Source organism: Moorena bouillonii PNG (assembly GCF_001942495.1).
In the GTDB taxonomy this organism is placed as follows: domain Bacteria; phylum Cyanobacteriota; class Cyanobacteriia; order Cyanobacteriales; family Coleofasciculaceae; genus Moorena; species Moorena bouillonii.
Genome location: NZ_MKZS01000001.1, coordinates 3,284,623 through 3,297,173 on the forward strand (window position 1 = coordinate 3,284,623; position 12,551 = coordinate 3,297,173).

At 45.1% G+C, this 12,551-nt stretch carries 7 protein-coding genes, 2 tRNA genes and 3 pseudogenes; 8 read left to right on the top strand and 4 right to left on the bottom strand.

Annotated elements, in window-relative coordinates:
• Both BJP37_RS13365 and BJP37_RS13370 read left to right on the top strand, forming a co-directional pair.
• Positions 1–865 (top strand): HvfC/BufC N-terminal domain-containing protein (locus tag BJP37_RS13365; protein WP_229415297.1); only part of this gene is annotated, 865 nt, incomplete at its 5' end.
• A 266-nt stretch (positions 866–1,131) separates the two neighbouring features.
• A complete protein-coding gene (locus BJP37_RS13370; RefSeq protein WP_075899425.1) occupies positions 1,132–2,283 on the top strand; it encodes an RNA-guided endonuclease InsQ/TnpB family protein in 1,152 nt (383 codons plus the stop codon).
• A gap of 156 nt (positions 2,284–2,439) precedes the next feature.
• Here BJP37_RS13370 and BJP37_RS13375 read toward each other — a convergent pair.
• Positions 2,440–2,523 (bottom strand) — tRNA-Tyr (locus BJP37_RS13375).
• Positions 2,524–2,574: 51 nt separating this feature from the next.
• Positions 2,575–2,645, bottom strand: a tRNA-Cys gene (locus BJP37_RS13380).
• A 189-nt stretch (positions 2,646–2,834) separates the two neighbouring features.
• Here BJP37_RS13380 and BJP37_RS13385 point away from each other — a divergent pair.
• From BJP37_RS13385 to katG, 4 genes and pseudogenes are all read left to right on the top strand, one after another.
• Positions 2,835–3,800 (top strand): annotated as a pseudogene (locus tag BJP37_RS13385) (tyrosine-type recombinase/integrase).
• Positions 3,801–3,859: 59 nt separating this feature from the next.
• Positions 3,860–3,997: pseudogene (locus BJP37_RS45000) on the top strand (hypothetical protein); the annotation flags it as partial.
• Between the two features lie 469 nt (positions 3,998–4,466).
• Positions 4,467–5,741: an RNA-guided endonuclease IscB gene (gene iscB / locus BJP37_RS13390; RefSeq protein WP_075899427.1), complete on the top strand. Its 1,275-nt coding sequence runs from the start codon at positions 4,467–4,469 to the stop codon at positions 5,739–5,741.
• A gap of 69 nt (positions 5,742–5,810) precedes the next feature.
• Positions 5,811–7,973, top strand: coding sequence for a catalase/peroxidase HPI (gene katG / locus BJP37_RS13395; RefSeq protein ID WP_075899429.1), 2,163 nt, complete (start codon positions 5,811–5,813; stop codon positions 7,971–7,973).
• 573 nt (positions 7,974–8,546) lie between these two features.
• On the opposite strand, the gene BJP37_RS13405 is transcribed toward katG, so the two are convergent.
• Positions 8,547–8,792 (bottom strand): MerR family DNA-binding transcriptional regulator, encoded by a 246-nt coding sequence (locus tag BJP37_RS13405; RefSeq protein ID WP_075899433.1) that lies wholly within the window; start codon positions 8,790–8,792, stop codon positions 8,547–8,549.
• A gap of 616 nt (positions 8,793–9,408) precedes the next feature.
• Here BJP37_RS13405 and BJP37_RS13410 point away from each other — a divergent pair.
• Positions 9,409–10,308 (top strand): calcium-binding protein, encoded by a 900-nt coding sequence (locus BJP37_RS13410; protein WP_075899435.1) that lies wholly within the window; start codon positions 9,409–9,411, stop codon positions 10,306–10,308.
• Positions 10,309–10,656: 348 nt separating this feature from the next.
• Here the strand turns inward: BJP37_RS13410 and BJP37_RS13415 are convergent.
• Positions 10,657–10,803 (bottom strand): annotated as a pseudogene (locus BJP37_RS13415) (tyrosine-type recombinase/integrase); the annotation flags it as partial.
• A 1,202-nt stretch (positions 10,804–12,005) separates the two neighbouring features.
• On the opposite strand from BJP37_RS13415, the gene BJP37_RS13420 reads away from it, so the two are divergent.
• A complete protein-coding gene (locus tag BJP37_RS13420) occupies positions 12,006–12,413 on the top strand; it encodes a hypothetical protein (RefSeq protein WP_075899437.1) in 408 nt (135 codons plus the stop codon).
• The last annotated feature ends 138 nt before the right edge of the window (positions 12,414–12,551 follow it).

A 12,551-nucleotide genomic window follows, 5' to 3' on the forward strand; every position in this document is an offset into this window, starting at 1 on the left:
ATTCCCGATTCCCGATTCCCGATTCCCGATTCCCGATTCCCGATTCCCGATTCCCTTTGCTATAACCTTAAAAACCGATATAATCATGGAATTAAGGACACTACAACAGCTATTTTACGAGGCTGTTTTTGAAAATAATCCTGCCAGTACACAAACCATTGCTCAACACATCAAAGCAGCTAAACAATTGACCCCTGCTGAAGGGTTAGCCATTTATCGTGGCAGTGTCTTAGGCAACCTGAGCCAAACGTTAATGTCAATTTATCCAGTCTGCTGTTGTTTGGTGGGAGAGAAATTTTTTGATGCAACAGCAGTAAGATATATCCGCCGCTTTCCTTCTCTATCTATGGATTTAGGGGATTATGGCGAGCACTTTGCTGATTTTCTGGCCAATTTTGAGCCAGCAAAACAGTTACCCTATTTACCAGATGTGGCGCTGTTAGAGTGGCACTGGCATCGGGTGTTTAATGGTGAAGAGGCTACCAGGTTAGATGTCCAGGCATTGAGTACAGTTCCCCAAGAAAAATGGGGAGAACTGATTTTCCATTTACCTAAAAATAGTGTTCTGATTGAGTCGGCTTACCCTATCCATCGCATTTGGGAGGTTAATCAGCCTGAATACCAAGGTGATCAGCAAGTGAATTTGGATGAAGGGGGGATACAACTATTCCTCTGGCGCAATGGTTATGATATGCGCATTGAGCTGCCAACAAAAGCAGAATGGCAACTGCTGAAGGCTTTTCAAGGGGAAAATCGATTTGAAGCAGTTTGTCAAGACCTGGCTGCTGATGAATTAGCTATTGATGTAGCGTCTGAGTTGCCGCGATTTGTGCAACGTGGATGGATTGCAAGGTTTTCGATTTAGACAGATCCTTATACAGAAGGATTTCAGCTTATTTCCGTAGAACAGGAGTTGGGACTTAGTAAATAGTTAGCGTTACTTTGCGTCTGTTTTCGGTAGCTTGCGGATATATTCGCCGCCTGAGACATAGACCAACCTAAGACGTTTGCGTTCGAGCTTTGTAGCTGACCGTGTTCATGTTGTGAAAGCCTTACTTTTAACCAGTATTCGCCCTTGCTCATTGAGGGGTTTTGTGGGTATAATACTAGGTAAGAATAGGCTAACACGCTATGGCTCCCAATCACTCTTACACGACAAAACTGAAGCTTAACAACCGTCAAAAAACATTGATGGCCAAACACGCTGGTTTTAGTCGGTGGGTGTACAACTGGGGTTTAGGGATGTGGAAAGATGCCTACAATGAAGGGTTAAAGCCTAACATTAAAACCCTAAAGCGGTTATTTACCAACCATGTCAAACCTGAGTATCCCTGGATGAGGGAATTATCCTCAAAAGTTTACCAATATGCGTTCATCAATTTAGGGGAAGCATTCAAAAGGTTTTTCAAAGGATGGGGTAAGTACCCTAGATTCAAATGCAAGGGTAAAAATGATCGCTTTACTATCGATAATTCAGGGAGACCGATTCGATTAGGTGGACTAATTCATAACTTACCCTTCCTGAAGCAGGTTAGAACGTTTGAACCCCTACCAGATTGTCTAACTAAAAAAGTCACAATCTACAAAAAAGCCGGGGAGTGGTATATTAGCTTCTCCATTGAAAAGATCTTTGAACCAACACTTAAAGAACGAGAAAGAGTTGGTGTGGATTTTGGAATAAAAACCCTAGCTGTATTAAGCTCTGGTGTTGAGTTTGAAGGACTTAAGCCTTACCGCAACGCTCAACGGAAATTATCTAGAGTTCAACGGAAATTATCTAAAAAAGAAAGAGGCTCTCAGAATTACTTAAAAACCCAGCTTGAAGTACAAAAACTCCACCATCGAGTGGCTAATCTCCGAAAAGACTATCTTCAGGTGCGACCCGTGGCGAATTTAATTCGCCAACGGAAAGCGCACCTATATAAAATGACAACTTATATCGCTAAAAACCACGGCGAAGTTGTGATTGAAGATTTGAATGTTTCAGGGATGATGGCGAATCACAAATTAGCTAAAGCAATCGGTGATTTAGGACTGCATGAAGCCAGACGGCAATTGACCTATAAATGTGAACGCTACGGAACTTTGTTAGTAGTGGCTGATCGGTTCTTCCCCTCTAGTCAATTATGTTCTAACTGTGGAAATCAACAGCCAATGCCTTTATCGCAGAGGGTTTATAGCTGTGATTGTTGCGGTAACAAAATCGACCGGGTAGGACATGCCTCAGTGAACCTAGAACGCTATAACGAGTACGGCTCGACTCGTAAGCCTGTGGAGGGTTAACCGCTCCTATGCCCCCGTTGAAGCAGGAAATAAACACACAAAGTATCGCGAAGTGACGCTTTGTACAGGTTTTATGGAGCAGTCGAACCCCCAGTAGACTTACATCTACAACTGTTTAGCAAACAGCTTGCTTTGCCAATAGCGACCTCTCCAGAATGGGTTGGGTAGGATTTGAACCTACGGCGCACAGAGGCATCCGTTTTACAGACGGCTTCCTTCACCTGACTTGGATACCAACCCAATTTGCAGTGCCGACGGGAATTGAACCCCCCCTGGAACTGCAATATTTTAAGTCCAGGGTGAGAATCGAACTCACACAATAGGTTTTGCAGACCAATGCCCTACCATTAGGCGACCTGGACACATTCTTTGAAGTTTTCAAGGTGCTTCGGAGCAAGCAGGTTTACGTCCTGTATTACTCTGTTATATATATACTACATAACATAATACAAAGTGTCAAGAGTGTAATACAAAATAGTGATTCCCTTAGATCATTGACTGGCTCAATATGTGCAATAATTACTTCTTAGAAGGCCACTTCTCATAAGAAAATGAGTGTAACCCTCACTACTACATCACTCTCTCTCACCACAGCTTTGCCCTTGACTGGGCATCCGGCACGGGTTTATCTGAGTAGTTTGAGTCCTGGGTCGCAGCGAACAATGAGGCAAGCTTTGGATGCGATCGCTTCCTTACTCACTAATAACGAATGCGATGCAGATACCCTTGACTGGGCAGCTCTCACCTATCAGCACACCGCCGCCGTCCAAGCCGCATTACTAGAAATCAATTCCCCCGCCACGGTCAAGAAGAAGATGGCAGCGCTCAGGGGAGTGTTAGCTGTGGCAAAGAAGTTGAAACTGATGGATCCAGAAGATTTCGAGGCGGCGGTGGATTTACCCAAGATTAAGAATCATCCCTTACCCAGAGGTCGGGCATTAACTCAAACAGAAATTACAGCACTCATTAAGGTGTGTGCCTCCGATACAACTAACCAAGGGGTTAGGGATAAAGCTCTAATTGGCATCCTACGGGGTACAGGACTGCGACGGGCAGAGGTGGTGAAGCTGGAAGTGCGAGATTTTGATGGTTCCACTGGTGCATTGGAGGTGCGTCAGGGTAAAGGGGGGAAGGATAGGACCGTTTATTTACCTGAAGGTGCGTTCGCGTAGCGTCGGCTTTGCCGAATCGCGTTTGTAAATGATTGGTTGACCACAAGAGGTCACCAACCAGGGGCGCTGTTGTGTCCAATACTCAAAGGGGGACAGATACAAAACAGAAAAATGACCCCCCAGGCGGTGTTGTTGATTTTGCAGAAGCGGGCTAAAGAAGCTGGGGTGGAGTCCTTTAGTCCCCATGATTTTCGCAGGACCTTCTGTTCTGATTTGCTTGATGCTGGGATTGATATTGTGACCGTCCAGAAGTTAGCTGGTCATGCTTCCCCTGTGACTACGGCTAAGTACGACCGGCGGGGTGAGGAGGTTAAGCGTAGGGCGGTTCAGAAATTGGGGTTTTGAGGAGCAGGGGCTAAGGCCATAATGTTTCGTGCGGATAGGGTTGGCGATGGGGAGAGGATCATTACTTAGTCAAACAAGGCCTATATCCTGTAGGACTAGTAATGGTGTTTTCACCACGCGACGACGAAGAGCTGGAGACAGTCAAGTCCATCGTTAAGAAATCTTACGAATATGCTACTGGGGAAGCGCCAAGGTAGGTAGTATTGTAAGGAAGGTCTAAAAGTAAGCGGTCATTGTTAAATCATCTTCAAAATTGTCTCTGATAAGCCTGGGGAGTTCCCATATAACTGGGTTACGCACCTTTTGGTAAGTAATTGTTTTCTACAAAAATGTATATTAAGTTTAAGCTCACTGAAAACAAAAGACGGCAACTTCTGTTTTCAATGAAAACACTTCAGGAGAGTCAATAATCGTCAATAACTCACCGCTAAGTCTTTTCAGACTATAGCGGGAGCTTGAAAAAGCTCATAATTGACCAGTCTAAGTTCCTAAAGAACTACGTTATTCCTAAGTGTTAAGGTTCCTACCTGAGGATGCGTAGCTAGTCTTCAGCTCTAGAACCCGGTCGTTAAACAGGTGTATTTGAGTTAAGCCAGTGCGACTGGGAAAGTACCGAGGAATAACATTGACGAAGCTAACTTAACCCTAGTAATAGGAGAAAACACAATTACGCGTGTCTTTGTACTCAACAAAAACCGACAACCCTTAGATCCATGCAAGCCTGCGAGAGCCAGAATTTTACTTTCGGTAGGAAAAGCAAAGGTCTATCGTCGTTACCCATTTACCATAATTTTGACGGAGGAAGTAAAACAGCCAATAACTCACGATCAGCAACTCAAAATAGATCCTGGAGCAAAAATAAGCGGTTTAGCTATCGTCCAAGGAAAACGAGTAATCTGGGGATCTGAACTTACCCATCGAGGGTTTCAAATACAAGAGGCTTTGACCTCTCGTAGACAATTGAGACGTAGTAGACGTAATCGCAAGACTCGATACCGCAAGCCCAGGTTTCTTAACAGAACTAGACCGAAAGGTTGGTTAGCGCCTAGTTTGACGTCTAGGGTTCAAAATATTTTAACTTGGGTTAAAAAGTTGATTCGATTCTGTCCTATCACCGGCATATCCCAAGAATTGGTTAGGTTCGACACTCAAAAGCTGCAAAATCCTGAAATATCTGGTATCGAGTACCAACAGGGTACACTTTACGGCTATGAACTTCGGGAATATTTACTTGAAAAATGGAATCGCAAGTGTGCTTATTGTGGGGCAACAGGTACTCAGTTAGAAATCGAGCATATCAAGCCTAAATCTAAAGGTGGTTCCAATCGGGTTTCTAATTTAACTATTGCGTGTCATCCATGTAACCAGGCTAAATCCAATCAAGATATTGAGCTTTTTTTGTCGAAAAAGCCTAGTATCTTGAAACGAATACTGAGTCAATCATTACGCCCCCTGGCTGATGCGGCTTCTGTTAACTCAACTCGCTGGAAGTTGTACTACGAACTGAAATCAATAGGATTGCCTGTTGAAGTGGGTAGCGGCGGATTAACAAAATTCAACAGGTGCCGCCAAAATCTTCCTAAAACTCATTGGTTAGATGCGGCCAATGTTGGAAAAGTTGAAACTCTGATTATTGAAGTAACCCTACCTTTGGCAATAACAGCCAAAGGACACGGCACTCGTCAGCTCTGTAGGACTAATAAGTATGGGTTCCCCATTCGTCATTGCTCCAGAATTAAATTTCACAAAGGCTTTCAGACAGGAGATATTGTCCGCGCCGTGGTAACTAAGGGGAAGAATATTGGTACTTATGTAGGACGGGTCGCAACCAGAAAATCAGGGTCTTTCAATATCTCAACGAAATCAGGACTAGTGCAAGGGATTAGTCACAAATATTGTCGATTTATTCACAGAAAGGATGGTTATGCTTATACAAACTAGATTCTGTCCTCCTTTTCCTCTCACCGTTAACCCTGCGGGTATAATGGGAGTCTCCAAGGAGGTAGAAAGATGACAACCACTGGTGGTAAATGTCCGGTGATACACGGTAGTGTAACAACATATAGTATGTCAGAGATGGAGTGGTGGCCGAAGGCACTTAATCTCGATATTTTGAGTCAGCATGATCGCAAAACTGATCCGATGGGAGTGGACTTTAACTATCGGGAGGCGGTAAAAAAACTTGATGTGGTTGCACTAAAACAAGACCTACATGCGCTGATGACCGACAGCCAAGATTGGTGGCCAGCGGATTGGGGTCACTATGGTGGTCTGATGATCCGTATGACCTGGCACGCAGCCGGAACCTACCGGATTGCGGATGGTCGTGGCGGTGCGGGGACAGGTAATCAACGTTTTGCGCCACTCAACTCCTGGCCAGACAACGCCAACCTAGACAAGGCACGCCGTCTACTCTGGCCGATAAAGAAGAAGTATGGAAGCCAGCTTAGTTGGGCCGATTTGATTACCTATGCTGGCACGATCGCCTACGAATCCATGGGACTAAAAACCTTTGGTTTCGCCTTTGGTCGAGAAGATATCTGGCATCCCGAAAAAGATATTTACTGGGGGCCAGAAAAGGAATGGCTTGCCCCCAGCGATAACCACCACAGCCGCTATTCTGATGAGCGAAAGCTAGAAAATCCACTGGCTGCGGTAACAATGGGGTTGATTTATGTTAATCCCGAGGGTGTAGATGGCAATCCCGACCCTATCAAAACCGCCAATGACGTGCGCGTTACCTTTGCCCGTATGGCGATGAACGACGAAGAAACCGTAGCTCTTACAGCTGGGGGGCATACGGTGGGCAAATGTCACGGTAACGGTGATGCCGGGTTGCTGGGCATGGAACCCGAAGGGGCAGATATCCAAGACCAGGGCTTGGGGTGGGTGAACAATACTGGTCAGGGTATTGGTCACAACACCGTTACCAGTGGTATAGAAGGGGCCTGGACGCCTCAGCCGACCCTGTGGGATAATGGGTATTTTCATATGCTGCTCAACTATGACTGGGAACTAAAGAAGAGTCCAGCAGGTGCGTGGCAATGGGAACCGATTGACCCGAAGGAAGAAGACAAACCCGTCAATGTTGCAGATCCGACGATTCGCGGCAACCTTGTAATGACCGACGCCGATATGGCCATGAAGATGGACCCAAAGTATCGAAAGATTTCCGAGCGGTTCTACAACGATCCTGAATATTTCAGTAATGTCTTCAGACGGGCATGGTTCAAACTGACCCACCGAGATATGGGGCCAAAGACTCGCTATATTGGCCCCGATGTTCCAGAAGAGGATCTGATCTGGCAAGATCCTATTCCAGCCGGGAATACTGATTACGATATTCAAGCCGTAAAGGAATGCATTGCAGTAAGCGGTCTGAGCGTTAGTGAAATGGTTTGTACCGCTTGGGACAGCGCTCGTACATTTCGCGGATCGGACAAGCGCGGTGGCGCAAACGGGGCGCGAATTCGTCTGACTCCGCAGAAGGATTGGGAAGGCAATGAGCCAGCTCGTTTGGCAAAAGTATTAACTGTTCTAGACAGCATTGCAGCAGAGACCAAGGCAAGCATAGCGGATGTCATCGTCTTGGCCGGTAACGTAGGTATCGAGCAAGCTGCTCAAGCCGCTGGCTTCGAAATTACTGTCCCCTTTTCTCCGGGGCGGGGCGATGCAACGGATGAGATGACCGACGCAGAGTCATTTGACGTGCTAGAACCCATTCATGATGCCTACCGCAATTGGTTGAAGAAAGACTATGCCGTCAGTGCGGAAGAGCTTATGCTTGATCGCACGCAGTTGATGGGACTGACGGCTCCCGAGATGACTGTGTTAGTCGGTGGGATGCGTGTGTTAGGGACCAATTATGGCGGCACAAAGCATGGCGTATTCACGGATCGTGAAGGTGCTTTGACTAACGACTTCTTTGTGAACCTGACGGATATGAACTACCTGTGGAAACCTGTAGGTCAGAATCTGTATGAAATCTGCGATCGCCAGACTAATCAGGTTAAGTGGACAGCGACACGGGTCGATCTTGTCTTCGGCTCCAACTCAATCCTTCGTGCCTATGCTGAAGTCTATGCGCAAGATGACAGCCAAGAAAAGTTGGTGCAAGACTTCGTAGCAGCCTGGACGAAGGTGATGAATGCTGATCGTTTTGATCTGGCCTAACTATGAATCTTGACACTCCCCGGTCTAAAGACGCGGGGCTTTCAGTGTTTGGCTTTCTAGTAAGGTTGGCAAAAGTAGTGTTTTTAGCCCTCTTTTGCCACTCTCGCCTTTGTATAGCAGTAGAGAAAAAGTGGTCGCTAGAGGCAACTGTCCCATTTTCGATACTTGGGAAACTTGTATAAAACAGGCTATATCAAGGTAAAATCGTGACTTCCCAATATTGACTGTCCCGTTTGGGGACAAAAGTGGGACAGTTCAGATGGTTGCTGGAACTTTTATACAGCAAGCTTTTCAGCCTTAGCGACCAAAATTTATCCATCGCTATACAAAGGCGGACACGGTTTACCGCATTCTTCGCAGGTCCAGTTGGAAGCCGTTTTGATAGATCAAGCGATCGCAGCCATCGAGTTAAGTATCAAAGTGATTTGCCTATACTCCACTCTTAGATTGCTTTCCGGAAAGTGTGAAATAGTTGATAGGAGTAATTTTTGCTGTATCCTTGACCATACCTGAATCACAACCAGTCAACCCTCGTGTAGAATTCCTTTATTGCTTTCCGGAAAGCAACTCAAATCAATCCTCATAGACTACCGAGTCCAAGTCGTAGATTTTCCTACCCTTCTTGTTCTTGGTCGCCTTTATTTTGCCTGCCGCCTCCCAGTTCCTCAAAGTCCTAGTGGTTACCCCCAGAGCCTTGGCCGCCTCATTTGGTGTAACCATCCGGTCAATCACCGGCCTACCTTCCGGAAAGTTTGCTGGATTGATCATCCTCTTCAAGTTCCCCTGGAGCACAGTCCAGGTCATAGCGCCGTATGCCATGTTGAGTCCGTCTCATCTTGATCATCCCTGCTGCTGTCATGCTTTCAAGCATTTCCATCGGGACTTCTAAAATCTCGCAAGCTTCCAACGGGGTAACTAGTCTCATCTGCAAGGTGCCTTATCTGTTCTGCTGTTAGCACCTCAAATCTAACTTTCTTTCCGGAAAGACCCCTTGAGGATGGAGACAGTCAGCAGATGCCCAATGAAAAACCCCAGCCGCAGCCGGGGACAAGCGCTAAAGTACTTGGTTTACTGACTTATGCCTAGGGTAGCGTCAAAGACAACGAAATGTAGCACTTCAGATTCTGAAACACGCATCAGGGTATTGGGTGTTGGGGTGTCGTTGACTCAATTGCTTTGGACTGTAATTTTCAAGTTTTCAGTAATTTGTTACAAAAGTTTATATAAAACTGTAGAAAATTTGGATTTTTGGAGTGATTAATATAGTGCAGGTTTTCAAAAAGCCTTGATTCTTAATTTCTAAACCACTCCTATTAATAATGGGTAGTTCTTGAATAGTTTTTCAGGGTCTCACTCACACAAATAGGGTAAATTTCCTTGAGCATAACAATCCACAAATTTTAAAAATAATTGCAATCGATAAGGAGTAAATGGTTTGGTAAATATTACTGGTAACAACTTAAACAATGACCTAACAGGTACCGTTTTTAACGACCGGATGCATGGTCTAGGTGGCAACGACCGGATGCGTGGTCTAGGTGGCAACGACCAGATGTTTGGAAATCGTGGCAACGACCAGATGTTTGGAAATCGTGGTAACGACACCCTCGATGGTGGTTTTGGTAACGACACTCTCGATGGTGGTTTTGGTCGTGACCGGATGTTTGGAAATCGTGGTAACGACCAGATGTTTGGAAATCGTGGCAACGACCAGATGTTTGGAAATCTTGGCAACGACCAGATGTTTGGAAATCTTGGCAACGACACCCTCGATGGTGGTTTTGGTAACGACACTCTCGATGGTGGTTTTGGTCGTGACCGGATGTTTGGAAATCGTGGCAACGACCGGATGTTTGGAAATCGTGGTAACGACATTCTCTCTGGCGGTTTTGGTAATGACCGTCTCTTTGGGAATGCTGATAACGATTTCCTCACTGGTGATAATGGTAAAGATACTCTAGTTGGAGGTTTGGGTTCAGATACCCTGAACGGTACTAATAATATTTTGAAAGGTGCTGGTGAAATTGATATCCTTGACCCTGGTGTTTTAGATGGCCGTGACCTGATTATACTGGGCACCAATAACCCAGTAGCGAATCTGAATACCGTCTATTACACAAATCTTAATGCAATAGATTATGCGGTCATTGACAATTTCGATCGCAACTCTGATAAAATTGTGATTTCCGGACAATTTAAGAATTACACTTTAAACCTATTCAATGGTATTGTGCATGGTGTTAATATTGTCGGAGGCACTCGCATTAGCTTTGGTAATGAGACTATTGCTTATGTTGATTCTAATGGTTTACTGGGAATTAATGACTTTATCTAATCCCCTAACAAGTAGTATTGTTTGCTTGAACCATTTTCTGAGTTTTGAAGGTTACTAAGAAAAAATAATCCAGAAAACATTTCCAAAAAATTAACTTCAAACCCTTGTAATCCCAGGGTCAAAACCGATTTTATGGAGATGTCTTTTAGGTGTATTTACTTCAATTTGCGGTACTTCTAAATTTTTTTTAAACCCACCTCTTAGAGGCGGGTTTTAGTTTTACAGTAGTTTTACAGTTTGAACCCAAGAAACCATCAGGCCGCTTCTGATTGCACCAGTTGCGTGACCAGAGTATGAGGCGTAATACTAGAGAAGCTGTCACGAAGTGCCAACAGCCTTGAAACCCTCTTACACAGGGAACTTCACCATGACTTGGTCATAGATTTCCTGAGCTTCCCCAATACTCAAGCGTGAATAGACCTCCAAAGACTGCCGTGAGGAATGACCAGAATAGGGTTGAATTAAAGCATCATCAATTCCCTGTTTTTTCAACCAAAGCTTTCTGACGAAACTCACCTACTTCCCCGAACAGTTGCTGCTAAATGAGGGAACATTGTTGAGTTTCTTCTCTCCACCCTCCCTGGAACTAGGGCATACAGCCGAAATTTCAGCCAAATCCCCAACCATCGAGCGAACCTAATCCCTGCATCCAGGAAGCTATTGCGCCATAGATAAACGCAATCCCAAACAGCTACCTACACATCAACCCTCAGCACACAACCGACACCACCTATCCACAAAACCCCCAACACATACCCGAAAACAAAAACGCCGTGTACCCGAAAAACAACCTCTAGGGCAGAAACTAAGAACAGAAACTCCAGCCGTCGAGCTTCAACAACTGGGGAAACATTGGATTAAAAATCTCCCGGTGCTCAACCTAACAAGTTATTTCGCTGCTCTATCTCCCCCAGAGTTAACAACAACTACACCCTCGCTACCAGGGTATTTCACCTTTTCACCAATGGTGGTCATTGATAAAGGCTTGAACTCGTAGACCAAGATAGAATCCAGAAACGACAACAGTTACAGGAGAAGCGCATTAAAACACAGATTGCGATCGATTCTGCTATTGCTCGGTTAAATGCTGCTAAAACTCGTTACCAACAGCAGATTTACCGGCATTCTCTGGAGATGATGACTTATCAAACTAATCTACAGCGGCAGCAGTACCAGCTGGCATCTTTGGTGAAGCAGTCTCAAGAGGTAGAGAAGGAGCTGGCAGAATTGAGTATTGTGCGATTCTCCTAGGGAGACGCTACGCGAGTCACGCGTTCGCAAAGCGTGGCCAAAGGCCTCAGCTTCCGCGCTTGAGCGATTGGCCATAGGCCACGCTACGCGATCGCATCTGTTTTACTACGAGGGTACCGATGCTGTCATCAGCTAACAGTGATAAGTATTCAACCGGACATGATATAAGACATATTTTTTTCTGCTCCCTGCTCCCTTTAAACCAAAATACTATGTCTTAAACTATCCTTATGTTGCTATTAGCTAAAATTGTTACAAATCTAATACTTTAATTGTGACTAATTATTACAATATCTAAAATTTATCTCGATTTTTTAGATTTTCCACTTGACAACAAACCTAGCAACTATTTATAATATAGTCATGGCGAAAAGAGCCGCGCTTTGCGAACACCAACCAACAAGCGCGGCTCTCTCCCAAACCACAGTTTAGGTAACTCTATCATAATGGCAAAAAAACGATTTATTCATCATCCCATCGATTATCACGAAGCAATGGAGCGTCTTGAGCAGCTTGGACAACAGAGGGGACCGAAGCAGGAAAATTTGTGTCCCTATCCGATCACGGAACGAGAGCAAATACTAATCCGACTGTATAGTTACTACCAATTGGGCATGACACCCCAGCGGTTTTACCAAAAGTGGGACTTAACGCAGAACGATATAGCTTTGATCTGCTCTTGTTCCGCTCACACGGTTAATGGCTGGTTTAACACTAGTCGTCGCTGTTACCCTCCCACTGCTGGTCACTTGCGCCATCTGGCGATTATGGATTTTTTGTTGGAAGATTTTGAAACTATTCCGAGGGAGTTATTGGATCGATTGTGCTTGAAGGAGGACAGAATGGTGAATTAAGAATTGAGAGGATATCTCCCAAGTTTTTTGATACTGAATTTTGCCCCCCTAGGGCGTGTCTTCAAAGTTTTCCGCAAGATTATGATCCCCCCCAGCCCCCCTTAAAAAAGGGGGGAGCCATACTCAAAGTCCCCCTTT